Origin of the sequence: Kitasatospora sp. NPDC093679 (assembly GCF_040683455.1) — a bacterium.
Taxonomy (GTDB): domain Bacteria; phylum Actinomycetota; class Actinomycetes; order Streptomycetales; family Streptomycetaceae; genus Kitasatospora; species Kitasatospora arboriphila.
On record NZ_JBFBDW010000030.1, the window covers coordinates 43,040 to 58,459 of the forward strand.

Here is a 15,420-nt window from a genome sequence, read left to right on the forward strand (position 1 = left end):
GTCGCGTCCGCCGTCGGCGGACAGCCGGACCGGGGCGCGCCTGGCTGCCAGGCTGGCGGGATGGAGAACACCGTCGTCCACCGCCTCGACCTCGGGTACATCGTCCGTCCCGCGTCCGAGACCGGCGGCCCGCAGCCGCGGGTCGAACCCGTGCTCGCCTACCTGCTGCGCCACGGCGGGGAGCTGATCCTCTTCGACACCGGCATCGGGGCAGCCGGCCCGGAGACCGAGGCCCACTACCGGCCCCGGCGGCGGCCGCTGCAGGCCGCCCTCGAAGGCGTCGGCGCCCGCCCGGAGGACGTCTCCCTGGTCGTCAACTGTCACCTGCACTTCGACCACTGCGGCGGGAACCCGCTGCTGCCCGGCCGGCCGATCCTGGTGCAGTCCGCGGAGCTGGCCGCCGCCCGCGCCGGCGGCCACACCGTCGACGAGCTCGTCGACTTCCCCGAGGTGCGGTACGAGGAGCTCGCGGGCGAGGCCGAGATCCGGCCCGGCCTCCTCGTCGTCCCCACCCCCGGGCACACCGAGGGCCACCAGTCGCTGGTGGTCCGCAAGGGCGACGGGACGGTGGTGCTCGCCGGCCAGGCGCACGACTTCGCCTCCGGATTCTCCTCCGACCACCTCGCCCGCCGGGCGGCCCTCGACGGCGTGCAGCCGCCGCTCCCGGGCCACCGGCCCTGGCTGGACAGGCTGCTGGAGCTCGACCCGCGACGCGTGCTCTTCGCCCACGACAGCTCCGTCTGGGAACCGCCCGGACACGCCGGGTGACCCCGGGCGGCCGGTCGCGGGCCCGCCCCGTCCGTTGTCAGTGGTGACGCATAGTGTCGTCGACATGAGCCCGACCACCCTCGCCGCCCACCGTTCCGCCACCTCCGCCGAGCTGCCCGCGCTGCTCGCCGACCGGCCCGCACCCCGGCCCGCAGCCGGTGCCCGCGTACTGCCGCTGTGGGCCTCGCCGCTGGCCGCCACCGGCGTCCGGCCCCGGGCCACCGCCTGAGCCGCCGCTCCCGCTCCCGACCGCTCCCGCTCCCGCCCTCACCGACCGTAGTCGATCCGGCGCGCGAACAGTGCGCCGACTCGCGCCGCAGTGGGAATACCCATACTGGAGGAAGCGGTCCGTGACCTGTGGAGGAGCAGGATGGGCGATGCGGGAGGCCTCAACGGCGGAGGGGTCCTCGACGACGTCGTGACGGCCGTGATCGACGCGCAGGGGACGGTTCTCGCCTGGTCGGCCGCGGCGGAGGAGCTCACCGGCCGCACGGCCCGGCAGACCTGCGGACGGCCGTTCGCGGAGCAGCTCGCCGCCCCGCAGCCGTCCGACCCCGCTGCCGCCGTCACCACGGGTGACGAACTGCCCGCCGTCGGCGTACTGCACCTGATCGGGCCGGCCGGCGAGGCCGTCCCCGTGCACTGCCGCCTGCTGCCGATGGAACACACCGGCGCCACCGGGACCCGCCTCCTCCTCGCCGTCCGCACCGACCTCGCGCAGGAGTTCGACCAGGGTGCCGCCCTGCTGCGCGCCCTCCTCGCCCAGAGCCGGATCGGATTCGTGCTGCGCGGCACCGACCTCGTGGTCGAGCGGACCAACACCGGCCCCGGCATGCCGACCCTGCCGGGCATGCCCACCCTGCCCGTCGGCAGCACCCTCGCCGAGGTGATCGCCGGCCCGGACGCCGTCGGCGCCGAGAACCAGCTGCGGACCGTCCTGGAGACCGGCCGGCCCCGGGCCGCCCGGCAGCAGCAGGTCCGCTCGCTCACCGACCCGGGCAAGGAGTGGTCCGTCCTCCTCTCCGCCGTACGGCTGGAGGACCGGAACGGCAAGCCCGCGGGCGTCGCCTCGCTGCTCACCGACGCCACCGCCCAGTGGCGGGCCGCCCGCCGCCTGGAACTGCGCCACCGCGCGGTGGCCGGCATCGGCGGCTCGCTGGACGTCGTCACCACCGCCCGGGAGATCGCCGAGGTCCTGGCGCCCGCCTTCGCCGACCTGGTCACCGTGGACCTCGCCGAGCCCGTCCTCACCGGCGACGAGCCGCCGAAGACCTCCGGCGGCGGCGACCTGCACCTGCGCCGCGTCGCCATGCACGCCGAGGGCGACACCGGCCCGCTCGGCGCGCTGCGCGACGGGGACGCCGTGCCGCGGCTGCCGAACCACCCACTGGTCCGCCGGCTCCAGGCCGGAGGCACGATCGTCCTCGACCGCGCGACCCTGCTGGCGGGGCTCGCCGAACCCGAGCTGGTCCGCCTGATCGTCCCCGAGCGGGCCCGCTGCCTCGCCGTGGCGCCGCTCTTCGCCCGCGGACTGGTCCTCGGCACCATCGCCGCCTGGCGGATCGACCGGCCCGAACCCTTCGACGACGCGGACGCCGCACTGCTCGCCGAGATCGCCGCGCACGCCTCGCTCAGCGTCGACAACGCCCGCCGCTACGCCCGCGAGCACCGCGCCGCCGTCGCCCTCCAGCAGCGGCTGCTGCCGCGTGCCGCGACCCGCACCTCCGCCCTCGAAACGGCAGGCCGCTACCTGCCCGCCACCGACGGAGTCGAGATCGGCGGCGACTGGTTCGACACCATCCTGCTGCCCTCGCTGCGGGTCGCCCTGGTCGTCGGCGACGTCATCGGCCACGGACTGCACGCCGCCGCCACGATGGGACGGCTGCGCACCGCCGTCCAGACCCTCGCCGACCTCGAACTGTCGCCCGACGAACTGCTCACCCGCCTCGACGAACTGGTCGCCCGGCTCGCCGCCGAGGCCGACCCGGCGCACCGCGACACCATCGGCGCGACCTGCCTCTTCGCGCTCTACGACCCCGTCGGCCGGCAGTGCACCCTGGCCAGCGCGGGCCACCCGCCCCCGGTCGTCGTCGACCCGGACGGCACCGCCCGCCCGCTGCCGGTCCGGCCCGGCCCGCTGCTCGGCGTCGGCGGCCTGCCGTTCGAGACCACCACCGTCGAGCTGGCCCCCGGCTCGCTGCTCGCCCTCTACACCGACGGCCTGCTCGTCCGGCAGGGCGGCGACCTCGACACCGCCGTCCACACCCTCGCCGACCGGCTCGCCGCGCTCGCCGCCACCGGCGGAAGCCTCGCCGCGATCGGCCGCGAACTGACCACCGGCCCCGCCGCGCCGGTCTCCGACGACACCGCCCTGCTGCTCGCCCGCATCCGCGCGCTCGGCACCGACGCCGTCGCCGAGTGGCAGTTCCCCGCCGACCCGGCCAGCGTCGCCGAGGCCCGCGCCGTCGTCGCCGCCCGCCTCTCGGACCTGGGGCTCGACCACCTCGCCTTCACCACCGAGCTGATCGTCAGCGAGCTGGTCACCAACGCCGTCCGCTACGCGGGCGGGCCGGTCGGCCTGCGGCTGATCCACGACACCGTCCTGATCTGCGAGGTCAGCGACCCGAGCAACACCCAGCCCCGGCTGCGCCGCGCCCGCACCACCGACGAGGGCGGCCGCGGCCTGTTCCTGGTCGCCCAGCTCAGCCACCGCTGGGGCAGCCGCTACGGGCCGTCCGGCAAGACCATCTGGTCCGAGCAGCAGCTGGAGGAGTGAACGCGGGCCGGGACGGCCGCCGTGTCCGCCGGGGACACGGCGCACCGCGGGGGGCGCGGGGGGACTCCGCAGTCCCCCGCGCCCCCCGCGGTGCGCCACCCACGGCGTCAGCCGAGGGCGCAGGGAGTGCCGTTGAGGGCGAAGGCGGTCGGGGCGGCGGTGTTGCCGGTGTGGGCGGCCTGGTAGCCGATCGACACCGAGGCGCCGGGTGCGATCGCCGCGTCGTACGGGGCGTTCCGCGCGGTCACCGCCCCCGAGGCCGGGCTGTACGCGGCGTTCCAGCCGGAGGTGATGGTCTGTCCGGTGGGCAGGGTGAAGGCCAGCGACCAGCCGTTCACCGTACTCCCGCCGGTGTTGGTGACGGTGACGGACGCGGTCAGGCCGGTGTTCCAGGCGTCGGCGGTGAACCCGACCCGGCAGGCCGCACCCGTGGGCGGGGTCGTCGGCGGCGTGGACGGGGGAGTGCTGGGCGGTGTGGGCGGCGGCGTGCTCGGGCCGGAGGCGTCCAGGCCGAAGAAGGCGATCGCCTGTGCCGCCATGCCCGCCGTCGGCAGGGTGTGGCCGGCGCCCTGCACGCTGACCGCCTCGACCGGCGGCCGGGTGTCGGCGCTGCCGTAGCGGGTGCGCGTCCAGCTGCTCTGCGGGTGGTCGGTGAGGACGGGGGCCGGGCTCACGCCCAGCACGTCCGTCCACTGCTTGATCTCCTCGCCGAAGTTCGGGTAGCGCAGGGTGGTGTCCTCGGTGCCGTGCCACAGCTGCATCCGCGGCCGCGGGCCGGTGTAGCCGGGATCCGCGGCGCGGACAAGGTCGCCCCACTGCGGCCCCGTCCGGCCGACCGTGCCGTTGGCGCACGCGCTGTTCCACGAGGAGCCGTCGGTGGTGGCGAAGCAGCCGAACGGCACGCCCATGAACGCGGCGCCGGCGCTGAACACGTCCGGGTAGTCGCCCAGCAGCACGTTGGTCATCATCGCGCCGGAGGAGGCGCCGGTGACGAAGATCCGGCCGCTGTCCACCGCGTAGTGCTGCTGCACCCAGCCGACCATCGACCGGATCCCCACCGGGTCGCTGCCGCCGTCCCGCCTCAGCGCCTGCGGCGAGGACACGTCGAAGCAGCCGCCGCTGCGGGTCGCCGACGGGTAGACCACGACGAAGCCGTACCGGTCGGCCAGCGAGGCGAACTCCGTGCCCGAGTAGAACGCCGGACCGGAGCCCGTGCAGTAGTGGACGGCGACCAGCACGGCGGGCCGCGGCGCCACGTTCGCCGGAACGTACAGGTACATCCGCAGGCCGCTGGGGTTGCTGCCGAAGCCGGTCACCTCGGTCAGGCCGGCGGCCCCGGCGGTCGGGGCCACCAGCAGCAGGGCGGCCAGCAGCGGGAGCACCGCCCCCAGCAGCAGGGCGGGCAGTGAGCGCAACCGCCGCAGGGGCGGGGCGGATCGGGCGTGCGGACGACTGTCGGGCATGTCCCTGTCCTTTCTAGACTGCGGGCTGTGAAGGGCTTGCTGCTGCGCTTGTCGGCCTTGGACCCGGATGCCGCCGCGGCCGTCCGGGTGATCGCGCACTACGAGGCGCTGCTCTCGGCGGGGGCGCTCGACGCCGCCGCCCTGGTGCGCTCCACCGCCGGACTCGCCGAGTGCCCGGCCGGCTGGCAGCCGGCCGGGGGCGAACCCGTGCGGTTCGCGGCCGACGGCGGTGAACTGGCCGGCCCGCCCGGGCGGACCTCCGCCGCCGCGGAACTCGGCACGGCGGGCCGGGTCTGGCTGGAACGCCCCGGCACGGCAGGGCCGTTGGACGACCTGGTGCTGGAGTGGATGGCGATCGCCGCCCGGGTGGTGGCCGGTGGCACCGGGGCGTGGCAGGTCGCCGACCCGGCGCTGGTGGAACTCGTGCTCTCCGGCCGGGAGGCGGTGGCCGACCGGGCCCGTGCACTGCGGTTGCTCGGCCTGGTGCCGGAACGACCGCTGCGGGTGGTCGCGGTGGCGGGCGATGCCGGCACGGACGCGGGGGCGGAGGCGGCGGCGCTGTTCGGGTACGGCACCGTGCCGGGGACGGTCCGGGTGGCGAGGCTCGGGGCGGTCGGCGCGGTGCTGCTCCAGCAGCCGGGTCCGGACGGTCCGACCCCACCGGCCGAACTGCTGCGCGCCGCACTGGCGGAACGCGGCCGCCGTGGTGGCGGACCGCGGCCGCACACGGGTGCACCGTCGAACGGGCGCGGCACCAGGGTCGGCGTCGGCGGCCCGGTGGACGCGCTGGCGGCCGGCGAATCGTGGCACCAGGCCCGAGCCGCCCTGCGGTTCGCCGTCGCGGGCAGTCCGGCCGAGGCGGTCGCCGACCACGAGGCGCTCGGCACCGTCGCCCTGCTCGCCGACCTCCCGTCCGGACAGGTCCTCCAGGGCCCGGACGTCCGGGCGGCTGCGCAGCCGCCCGCACGTCCGGGCCCTGGAGGACCTGTCCGGACGGGAGGAGGGCGCACCGGCGGTGGCGGCGCTCGCGGCCTTCTGCCGGACCGGCTCGCTGCGGCAGGCCGCGGCCGAACTCCACCTCCACCACAGCTCGGTGGCGGCCCGCCTGGCCAGGGTCGAGGAGGAGACCGGCTGGCGGCTGCGCGATCCGCAGGACCGCTTCCGGGCCCAACTCGCCTGGTACGCCTGGCGGCTCACCCGTTCCGCGGCCGACTGAACACGGGCAGGACGGGCACCGGCGGGCCGGGTGCCGGCCGACCGGTCGTGGCCCGACCCCGGCCGTCCGGGTGACAGCGGTCGGCAGGCGGGCGGTGCGTGCCGCCCGTTCACCGGCCGAGCGCCCGGCGCAGCACGGCGACCGCCTCGGCCCGGGCCCGGCGGACGACGCCGGCGTGGGCCACCATCCCGGCGCCGTGGAACGTCCCCGGCAGCAGGTGGAGTTCGGTGGGCACGCCGGCCGCGAGCAGTGCCCGGGCGTAGTCGATGCCCTCGTCCCGCAGCGGATCGAACTGCATCACCGTCACGTGCGCGGGCGGCAGCCCGACCAGGTCGGCCCTCGCCGCGCGGGCGGGTGCGGCGAACCGGTCGGGGGCCGCCCGGCGGTCACCGGGCCGGCCGGGGCCGAGGTAGGCGGCCCAGGAGAGTTCGGCGTTCCGCCGGTTCCACACCGGGGTGTCGGTGTACTCGACGGCGCTCGGCGTGGCCAACCGGTCGTCCAGCGCCGGGCTGTGCAGCTGCTGCAGCCGCACGGCGGGACCGCCGCCGTCCCGGGCGAGCATCGCCAGCGCGGCGACCAGCCCACCGCCGGCGCTGTCCCCGCGCAGTGCGAGGCGGCCCGGGTCGGCGTCCAACTCGGCTGCCCGCCCGACGAGTTCGCGGAGGCCGGCCCAGCAGTCGTCCAGGGCCGCCGGGTAGGGGTGCTCGGGGGCCAGCCGGTAGTCCACCGACACGACCAGGGCCTGCAACTCCCGGCAGAAGGACAGGTTCTCCTCGTGGTCGACCTCCGGCGAGCCGAGGACGAAGCCGCCGCCGTGCACGGTGTAGAGCACCGGCAGCGGCCCCGGGCGGTCCACCGGCCGGTAGGTCCGCAGCAGTACCTCCGGCGCGCCGGGCGGGCCCGGGACGAGGAGGTCCTCGACCTTCACCCCGGTGCTGTCGGCGCGCCCGTGGGCGGCCGCCAACTCGGCGGCCTGGGCGGCCCGGGCCGCGGCCAGGTCCGCGATGTCGACCGGCGCCCACAGCGCCAGCGCGGCGGCCAGCTCGGGGTCGAAGGCGTGGGCCATGCCGGTGCTCCCTCCGGGACGGGGACGGGGATCGGGCCGTGCGGCGACCGCGCGGTGCGGGCCCGGGCGGTGCGGGCGGCGCCCGCCGGAAACCCTCGTGATCCGGCGGGCGCCCGGGAAGAACCGTCCCACGCCCCGGCGGCACCGGGCATCCGACAGGCGTCGGAGGATCCGCCTCCGTCACCCGACACCCGCGCGGGGCCGGGCCGGGACGAGGCGGTGGGTGCGATCAGCGGAAGGCGGCGGCGTTGCGCAGGGCCCAGGCGGCGAAGGGCTGCGGTGCACGGCCGAGGACGCGTTCGACGTCGGGGCTGACGCGCTGTTCGTCGGCGGTGGGTGTGCCGAGGACGGCGAGGGTGCCCTCGACGACGGGTGGCGGCATGAAACGGGCCAACTCGGCGCGGGCCTGCTCGGCGGTCTGCTCGTGGAAGGCGACCGGCGCACCGATCGCCTCGGCGATCGCGGCCGCGCGGCTCCGGGGTGTGCTCGGCTCCGGCCCGGTGAGGACGTACGTGGCGCCGTGGTGGCCGTCCTCGCGCAGCACGGCCGCGGCGACCGCGGCGACGTCCTCGGGGTCGACGAACGGCAGGCCGACGTCGGCGAAGGGCCCGGCGGCCGCGCGGTGGGTGCGGATCGGCTCGGCCCAGGCGAAGGCGTTCGACGCGAGACCGCCGGAGCGCAGCACCGTCCACTCCGGTGCGCCGGCCGCCACCGCGGCCTCGAAGCGTGCGGCGTGCGCGTAGCCGTCCGGCCGGGTGGCGACGCCCTGCGAGGAGAGCAGGACGATCCTGCGCACCCCGGCGGCCCGGGCCCGGTCGACCAGGCCGGCCGGGTCCTCGCCCGCCACCAGCAGGAAGAGTGCCTCGGCCCCGTCCAGGGCCGCCCGGACGGCGGGCGGGTCGGCCAGGTCCGCGGCCACGTGCCGCACGCCCGGCGGCAGCGGGTCCTCGGGTCGGCGGCGGGACACCGCGGTGACCTGCTCGCCCGCCTCGACCAGGTGCCGGACCAGCGCCCGGCCGACGTTCCCGGTGGCACCCGTGACCACGATCATGGTGTCTCCCTCGTGACATGTGGAAGTGAGTCGACTGACTCACTCGGTGAACGGCTGCGAGCCTAGCCCGCGGCGAGCGGGCTGTCTATAGTCAGTCGGGTGACTGACTCACCCGGCCTGTCGAGGGCCGAAGCCGCCGCCGCCAAGCGTCGCCGCCTGACCGCCGCCGCCGCTGCCGTCCTGCACGAGAGGGGCGTCGAGCGCACCTCGATCGCGGACATCGCGCAGGTCGCCGAGGTGCCCGTCGGCAACGTCTACTACTACTTCAAGACCAAGGACGAGCTCGTCGAGGCGGCGCTAGCCGAACACGCCGGACGGTTGGAGGCGCTCACCGGCCGGCTCGACCTGCTGCCCGACCCGAGGGAGCGCCTCAAGGGCCTGGTGGCGGCCTGGGTCGAACAGCGCGAGACCGCCGCGCGCTACGGCTGCCCCACCGGGACGCTCGCCATGGAGGTCGACAAGCGCCAGCCCGGCGGACTGGACGAGTCCGCGGCCCGGGTGATCCGCCGTCTCCTCGACTGGGCCGCCGAGCAGTTCCGGCAGCTCGATGCCCCCGACCCGCACGGGCAGGCCGTCACGCTGGTCGGCGCCTACCAGGGCATGTCTCTGCTCGCCAACGCACTGCGCGACCCGGAGATCATGACCCGGGAGGGCGACCGGCTGCGCCGCTGGCTGGACACCATGCCCGCCGACTGAGCTTCGCGTCCGATGGGGGAGCGGACTCATGCGCCGTCGGGCAGGCCGTCGGGCGGGACGTGGCCGCGCGGATCCGCGGAGGGCGCGGCCGGCGCGGCACGGAGGCTGTCGACGGCGATGCGTTCCGCGAGGACGGGCACGAAGGCGCGGATCCGGCTGCCGTCGAAACGGTGGAGCGCTTCGTCCAGGGCCCGGTCCACCGCCGCGGTGCCCGCGGTCGCGTCGAAGCGCTGGTGCAGCCGGCGGCCGACCGCGGCCAGGTTCGCCCGCTCCTTGTCGTCGTTCGGGGCGGGCGGGTCGTTCGGGGCGGGCAGGTCGGGCTCCGGCTCCGCTTCCGGTTCCCGATCCGGGTCCGGCTGCGGATCGGGTGCGGCGGCCGCGGCTGGCGGGTCACCGGGGATCTGCGGGTCCATGACGGCCTCGCGGGGCGTGGGACGGGGCTGTCGGCAGGTCCCCGCGTCCCGTCCGCGCCGCGCGGCCGGTGTCGGCCGCGGCCGTGCAGGGCGGTACGACCGGTGCGGTGCGCACCGCCGCCGCGGGGATGCGGGGGCGGCCGGGGGACACGTGCCGTGCCGGGACGGTCGGAGACACCGGTGGCCGTCGCGCGGGCACGGCCGGACCGGGCCAGCAGGGCCGCGAGGACCGCGGTGCTCCCCCGGCACCTGTGTCGCTCATGGGTGCAGCCTTCGTCGGAGGCCGGGCGGATCGGGGCGCCGACGGCACCGCCCGGTGGGTGCGCCGACCCCTTGGTGCCAGCTTGGCACGCCCCGGCCCGCAGATCCTGTCGGCAGCACGCGGACTGCCGTACCGCCCCGGCCGGTGCAGCGTCTCCTGCACCGGCCGGGGCGTGCGATCAGTGCGCCGCCGCGGTGGCGGAGGCCGAGGGGCTCGCCGCGGCGGTCGGCGTCGGGCAGCCGCCCGGCACCGGCGCGGTCGGCGAGGGCGAGGCCGAAGCCGTCGCCGAACCCGTCGGCGTGGGCGTCCCGGTGGCGGTCCCGGTCGCGCCGGCGGTCGCGGTGGCTGCCGGGGTCGGCGACGGACCGGCGGACGGCGTCGCGGTCGCCGTGGCGCCGGGAGTCGCGCCGGGGGTCGCGCCGGGAGTGGCGCTCGGCACGGGCAGCGTCGGGCAGGCGGTCGGGCTCGGTGACGCACCGCCGGTCGGCGTGGCGGCCGGTGTGGGGCCGGGCTTCCCGGGCGTCGGCGACGGGCTCGCCCACGGCGAGGGAGTCGGCGAGGGCGACGGCGTGGGCCGTGCGGGCGGCGCGGTCGGCGACGGGGTCGGCCGCGGTGTCGGCGGGTGCGCCGGACGGGACGGGGCCGGGAGCGCGGTCAGCGGCGCGTCCGCCTCGGCCACCGTGCCGGAACGGTAGTTCGCCATCCAGCCCTTGACCGTCCGCAGGTACTCCGCGGAGTGGTTGTAGCCGAGGATCGCCGCATCGAGCTGGGCCGGGTCGGCGAGGTCGCGCGAACCGGCGCAGAGGTAGTGGCCGGCCGCGAGCGCGGCGTCGTGGACGTTGTTGGCGTCCCGGCGGCCGTCGCCGTTGCCGTCCGCCCCCCACACCGCCCAGGTGGACGGGATGAACTGCATCGGGCCGACGGCGCGGTCCCAGCGGGCGTCGCCGTCGACGGCGCCGCCGTCGGTGTCCGCGATCGCGGCGAAGCCGTTGCCGTCCAGCGCGGGGCCGAGGATCGGGGTCGCCGTGGTGCCGGTGGCGTCGACCCGGCCGCCGTCCGCGTGCCCTGACTCGACCCGGCCGATCGCGGCGAGCAGCTCCCACGGAAGGTGGCAGCCGGGGTCGGAGACGCCCACGGCCGCCGCAGCGGCCCGGTAGGCGGCGAACACCGTGGCCGGAACCGCGGCCTGACCCCCCGTCGGCGTCACCGCGGCCGTCCAGCCCGTGCCGGGCGCGCCGGGCACGACCGGTGCGGCAGGCGGCTGGGCCCAGGCCCGGCGGGTGCCGCCGTCCATCGGCAGCGATGTGTCCGCCACCCCCGCCGGCGCCTGCTCGGCCGCGACCGCCGCGGCCGGCACCGGCCCGACGGGTCCGCCCGGTGCGGCCACCGCCGCGATCACCACTGCCGCAGCCGCTGCCCGCAGCAGCCCGGCCCACTTCCGTCCGACCCCCACGCCTGTCCCCTCCCACATGATCATGACTGACGTATTACATCATCAACGGGCGACATCGATGCAGGTCGGCCGGGCAACGGCCGTCCACCGGCGGAGGGTTCCGCCTCCGGCGGGCGGATCCGGGGCGCACGGTCGGCCGGAGCAGGGGCGCACGTCCGTTCGGATCAGGGGTGCACGGTCGGCCGGATCAGGGGCGCACGGCGCCCACGTACGGCATGTAGTCGATCGGGGTGATCTCGATGTTCTTGCCGGTGCGCGGTGCGTGGATCATCTTGCCGCCGCCGATGTAGATGCCGACGTGCTGCAGGTTGGAGAAGAACACCAGGTCGCCGGGCTGCAGGTCGCTCTTGGCGACGTGCCGGCCCGCGTTCCACTGGTCCTGCGAGACCCGCGGCAGCGAGACGCCGCCGGCCCGCCAGGCGGCGCCGGTCAGCCCCGAGCAGTCGAAGCTGTCCGGCCCGGTGTCCCCCCATCCGTAGGGCTTGCCGAGCTGGGCGTAGGCGAACTGGAGGGCCGCCGCGGCACGTCCGGTGGCCGGGCCGGTGTACGTCTCGCGGGCGGAGTCGCGGGAGGACCGCGGGTCCTGGGCGTTGACCTTGGCGCGGTCGGCGAGCGACAGGGTGTTGAGCAGCCGGGTGGCCTCGCCCAGCTTGGCCTGCACCTGCTTCTTCTCGCCGGCCAGCGCCCGGTCCGTCTCGTCGAGCCGGGCGAGCACCGCCGTCGCCTCGGACCGCCGCTGGTCGAGGCGGCGCTGCTGGTCCTGCAGCAGCCGCAGCAGGTCGCTCTGCGAACTGGCGGCGATGTCCTGGGAGGAGGCCCGCTGAAGGTAGTTGGTCGGGTCGGACGACAGCATGAGGGCGACGGTCGGATCGACGTTGCCGCTGCGGTACTCGTCGGCGGCGACGGCCGACAGCCGCTCGCGGAGGCCCGTCATCTTCTCCTGGGCGGCGGCGACCTGGTCCTGCAGCTGGCCGGCCTCCTTCCGCAGGCGCTCCTGCTCCTCCTTGAACTTGTTGTACTTCTCGGTGGACGCCTCGGCCTGCTCGTTGAGGTCGTCCACCTGTGCCTTGACGGTCGCCAGGTCGGCCGTCGGCTCGGCGTGCGCGCCGCCGGCGGAGGAGAGCAGCGCGGAGCCGGCGGCGGCCGTGGTCAGCAGTGCCATGCGGGTGCGGCCGGGCTGGGCGGGCTTGCGTCGGGTCCCCATCGTCTGCGGTCACTCCCTGGCTCGGGCGGGCCGCCGCGGATGCGGCGGGCCGTCGTCGGCTGTGCGGCGGCGGCCGCCGACCGCGCATGTGCGAAGTAACTTAGTAGGCCGGGGTGGGGTGTTGGCAACCCGCCCCCGGAATCACTGACGGCGGATCAGGCGACGTGGCCGATGACCAGCGGCAACGGCGGCGGCGCCACCGCCGCGACCTGACAGGCGATCAGGGATGGTGCGGACGGGCTGATGTGAGTGTCGATCAGCCACGGCACGCGGTCCGGCCCGGCGGGGAGCGCGAGGCCGTCACGGGCGGTCGTCGGGCGCCCGGTCGGCCAGGGCCTCGCGCAGCGCGGCGGCCTGGTCCTCGTCGATGCCGTCGACGAACAGCATCAGGGCGGCCCGCGGGTCCGCGGCCCCGCCGAGCACCTCGCGCATCACCTCGGCGGTGTGGGCCTCGTGCGAGCGCACCGGCTCGTACACCCAGGCCCGGCCCTGCTTGGCGCGGTGCAGGTAGCCCTTGCGGAACAGGATGTCGGCGACCGTGTTGACGGTCGTGTACGCCACCGGCCGCACCCCGTTCAGGTCCTCGACCACCTCGCGGACGGTCGCCGGTCTGCCCCAGGACCACAGCCGTTCCATGATCTCGGTCTCCAGCTGACCGAATCCGCGCATCGAGCCACCGGAACCCTTCACCGCACCCGCTCCGCCACGCCAACGCAGCACAGAGTGCCAGGCCGGGCCGCACCCGCCAATCCCGGCCGGCGGGACGGGCCCCGACCGGCCGGCCGGGACCGTGACACGGACGTCAGGACCGGGCGGCGGCGGTGCGACCGGTGGCGGACCGCCCGGAGGCGAGGGCGAGCACCAGGGCGACGGCGACCAGCGCGGCAGCCACCGCGAAGGTCGTGTGCAGGCCGGTGGCGACGGCGGCCGGACGTGCGGTGGCGAGGTCGTCCGCCCCCGCCGCGGCCGCGAAGACGGCCCCCATCACCGCGGTGCCGGTGATCAGCCCGAGGTTGCGCGACAGGTTGAGCACGCCCGACACCACGCCCCGGCGGTCCGGCGGGACGTCCGCCATCACACCGGTGTTGTTGGCCGTCTGGAACGTCGCGTAGCCGACCGTCACCAGCACGACGGGCGCGAGGTAGCCGGGCGCGCCGAGGCCCGTCGGCGCCGCGCACAGGGCGAGACAGCCGACGGTCATCGCCGCGAGGCCCGCCGCGGTCGTCCGCCGGGTGCCGATCCGGTCCACGATCCGCCCGGCCGGCACCCCGGTCACGGCGGTGACCAGCGGCCCGACCGACATCACCAGCCCGACGCCGGTCGCCGGGAGGCCCAGCGCACGGGACAGGTAGAACGGCCCGACCACCAGCGTCGCCATCACCACCGTCGACACCAGCACGCTCATCGCGAGGCTCGCACGCAGGGCGCCGTCCCGGAACATCGCGGGCCGGACCAGCGGCGCGGCCGAGCGGCGCTCCACCAGCACGAAGAGCACCGCGCCCAGTCCGGCCGCCGCGAGCAGGCCGAGACCGAGCGTGCCGAACCGGCCGCGTCCCAGCGTCATCGCCAGCGCGTACGCGGCGAGCGTCAGGGCCAGCAGCAGGGTGCCCGCCCGGTCCGGCCGCGGTCGGGCGGACGCCGCGCCGCCGGGGGCGTCCGGGGCGTCCGGCGGCAGATGACGGTGTGCCAGCAGCAGGCCGAGACCGCCGAGCGGCACCAGGACGAGGAAGACCGCCCGCCATCCCGGCCCCGCGACCAGCAGACCGCCGAGCGAGGGGCCGAGCGCGGTGCCCACCGCCGACATGGTGCCGAGCAGCCCCATCGCGCGGCCCGTCCGCTCCTTCGGCACCGTCCCGCCGACGAAGGCCATGGTGAGCGCCATCATCACGGCGGCCCCCAGGCCCTGCGCCGCCCGGGCGGCGATCAACAGCCAGAGCGCGGGCGCCGCGCCGCACAGCAGCGACGCCACGGTGAAGAGCACGATGCCGCCGAGCAGCAGCCGGCGGCGGCCGACGACGTCACCGAGCCGACCGGCGCCGACGATCGTGGTGGTGGTCGCCAGCAGGAAGGCCAGCACGACCCACTGCACCGCCGCGAACGGCGCCGAGAACGCCACGGACAGCGTCGGCAGGGCGACATTGGCGATGCTGATGCCGAGCGAGGGCAGCAGCATCGACAGCGAGAGCGCGGCCAGCGTCCAGCGGACGGAGGACGGCGCCGGTGCGGGCGCGGTCGCCCGGGCGGTGGTGGCCGCGGTCGAGGGCTTCACCGGGCGGCCTCCTCTCCGGCCGGCGCAGCGGGGGCGGACGGCGCAGCGAGGGCGGACGGGGAGGCGGGGGCGGACGCGCGGCGGACGGCGACCACGACGGCGTCGTGCACCGTGACGGGCCGACCCGCACGGTCCTCGGCGGGGCGCGGTCGGGTCTGCGCCGTCCGCACCCGCCAGTCGGCCGGATCGAGGGCGGCGGCGGCCTCCTCGGGGGTGAAGAGCATCTCCGGGAGCAGCCGAGGGCCGCCGCCGCCCGCCAGGTCGCGCGGGTGGTGACCGGTGATCAGCAGTGTCCCGCCGGGCGCCACCGCGGCGGCGAGACCCGCGAACAGGGCCGGCCGGGCCGCGGCCGGCACGTGCAGGTACTGCGCGGTGACCAGGTCGAACCCCCCGCCCGCGGGCGGCCGTTCGCCGAGGTCGGCGCGGATCCAGGTGATCCGGTCGGCGACCTGCGGGCCGGCGGCCGCAGCCCGGGCGGCGGCCCGCTCCAGTGCGGTGGCGGCGAGGTCCGTGGCGGTAACCCGCCAGCCCCGGCCGGCGAGCCAGAGCGCGTCGGCGCCCTCGCCGCAGCCGGCGTCCAGCGCCCGCCCGGGGGCCAGCCCGGCGGCCTCGGCGACCAGTTGCGGATTGGGGAGTCCGCTCCAGAGCGAGGTGCGGGTGCGGTACCGCTCCTCCCACGCCTCCCGTCCGAAGTCCGCGTCCGTCCCGGCGGGTCCGCCGGTGTTCCCGATGCCGTGTTCGTGTTCGTCCATGCGGCCGAGACTGGCGCCGACCGTGCCGGAC

Annotated in this window: 14 protein-coding genes; 5 read left to right on the top strand and 9 right to left on the bottom strand. The window is 76.8% G+C overall.

What is annotated here, in order from left to right; translation table 11 throughout:
• The first annotated feature begins 60 nt into the window (after positions 1 to 60).
• The 3 genes from AB0O09_RS23755 (at position 61) to AB0O09_RS23765 (ending at position 3,544) form a co-directional block, all read left to right on the top strand.
• Positions 61 to 768 carry an N-acyl homoserine lactonase family protein gene (locus tag AB0O09_RS23755; RefSeq protein ID WP_363544185.1) on the top strand — a complete coding sequence of 236 codons (708 nt, stop codon included), beginning with the start codon at positions 61 to 63 and terminating at the stop codon, positions 766 to 768.
• Between the two features lie 64 nt (positions 769 to 832).
• Positions 833 to 997 (top strand): hypothetical protein, encoded by a 165-nt coding sequence (locus tag AB0O09_RS23760; RefSeq protein WP_363544186.1) that lies wholly within the window; start codon positions 833 to 835, stop codon positions 995 to 997.
• Positions 998 to 1,138: 141 nt separating this feature from the next.
• Complete coding sequence (locus tag AB0O09_RS23765) at positions 1,139 to 3,544, top strand: SpoIIE family protein phosphatase (RefSeq protein WP_363544187.1); 2,406 nt, start codon at positions 1,139 to 1,141, stop codon at positions 3,542 to 3,544.
• 107 nt (positions 3,545 to 3,651) lie between these two features.
• Here the strand turns inward: AB0O09_RS23765 and AB0O09_RS23770 are convergent, their stop codons facing one another.
• Complete coding sequence (locus AB0O09_RS23770) at positions 3,652 to 5,007, bottom strand: PHB depolymerase family esterase (RefSeq protein WP_363544189.1); 1,356 nt, start codon at positions 5,005 to 5,007, stop codon at positions 3,652 to 3,654.
• A gap of 523 nt (positions 5,008 to 5,530) precedes the next feature.
• On the opposite strand from AB0O09_RS23770, the gene AB0O09_RS23775 reads away from it, so the two are divergent.
• The gene (locus tag AB0O09_RS23775; RefSeq protein ID WP_363544191.1) at positions 5,531 to 6,223 is read left to right on the top strand and encodes a helix-turn-helix domain-containing protein; all 693 of its coding nucleotides are present in this window, start codon (positions 5,531 to 5,533) and stop codon (positions 6,221 to 6,223) included.
• Positions 6,224 to 6,332: 109 nt separating this feature from the next.
• Here the strand turns inward: AB0O09_RS23775 and AB0O09_RS23780 are convergent, their stop codons facing one another.
• Positions 6,333 to 7,289: an alpha/beta hydrolase gene (locus AB0O09_RS23780; protein ID WP_363544193.1), complete on the bottom strand. Its 957-nt coding sequence runs from the start codon at positions 7,287 to 7,289 to the stop codon at positions 6,333 to 6,335.
• A 229-nt stretch (positions 7,290 to 7,518) separates the two neighbouring features.
• Entirely contained in the window at positions 7,519 to 8,340 is an 822-nt protein-coding gene (locus tag AB0O09_RS23785) for an NAD(P)H-binding protein (RefSeq protein ID WP_363544195.1), read from the bottom strand.
• Between the two features lie 99 nt (positions 8,341 to 8,439).
• Between AB0O09_RS23785 and AB0O09_RS23790 the strand changes: the two genes are divergently transcribed.
• A complete protein-coding gene (locus AB0O09_RS23790; RefSeq protein ID WP_363544197.1) occupies positions 8,440 to 9,036 on the top strand; it encodes a TetR/AcrR family transcriptional regulator in 597 nt (198 codons plus the stop codon).
• 26 nt (positions 9,037 to 9,062) lie between these two features.
• Here AB0O09_RS23790 and AB0O09_RS23795 read toward each other — a convergent pair whose 3' ends face one another.
• The 6 genes from AB0O09_RS23795 to AB0O09_RS23820 all read right to left on the bottom strand — a co-directional run bounded on the left by AB0O09_RS23795 (position 9,063) and on the right by AB0O09_RS23820 (position 15,389).
• Positions 9,063 to 9,449 (bottom strand): three-helix bundle dimerization domain-containing protein, encoded by a 387-nt coding sequence (locus AB0O09_RS23795; RefSeq protein ID WP_363544198.1) that lies wholly within the window; start codon positions 9,447 to 9,449, stop codon positions 9,063 to 9,065.
• A 440-nt stretch (positions 9,450 to 9,889) separates the two neighbouring features.
• Complete coding sequence (locus AB0O09_RS23800; RefSeq protein ID WP_363544200.1) at positions 9,890 to 11,164, bottom strand: lytic transglycosylase domain-containing protein; 1,275 nt, start codon at positions 11,162 to 11,164, stop codon at positions 9,890 to 9,892.
• 187 nt (positions 11,165 to 11,351) lie between these two features.
• A complete protein-coding gene (locus AB0O09_RS23805; protein ID WP_363544201.1) occupies positions 11,352 to 12,368 on the bottom strand; it encodes an NlpC/P60 family protein in 1,017 nt (338 codons plus the stop codon).
• Between the two features lie 300 nt (positions 12,369 to 12,668).
• Entirely contained in the window at positions 12,669 to 13,037 is a 369-nt protein-coding gene (locus tag AB0O09_RS23810) for a BlaI/MecI/CopY family transcriptional regulator (RefSeq protein WP_363544203.1), read from the bottom strand.
• Positions 13,038 to 13,170: 133 nt separating this feature from the next.
• Positions 13,171 to 14,637, bottom strand: coding sequence for an MFS transporter (locus AB0O09_RS23815; protein WP_363544204.1), 1,467 nt, complete (start codon positions 14,635 to 14,637; stop codon positions 13,171 to 13,173).
• Complete coding sequence (locus AB0O09_RS23820) at positions 14,634 to 15,389, bottom strand: class I SAM-dependent methyltransferase (protein WP_363544206.1); 756 nt, start codon at positions 15,387 to 15,389, stop codon at positions 14,634 to 14,636. Before AB0O09_RS23820 ends, AB0O09_RS23815 begins: the two co-directional genes overlap by 4 nt.
• Positions 15,390 to 15,420 lie beyond the last annotated feature (31 nt).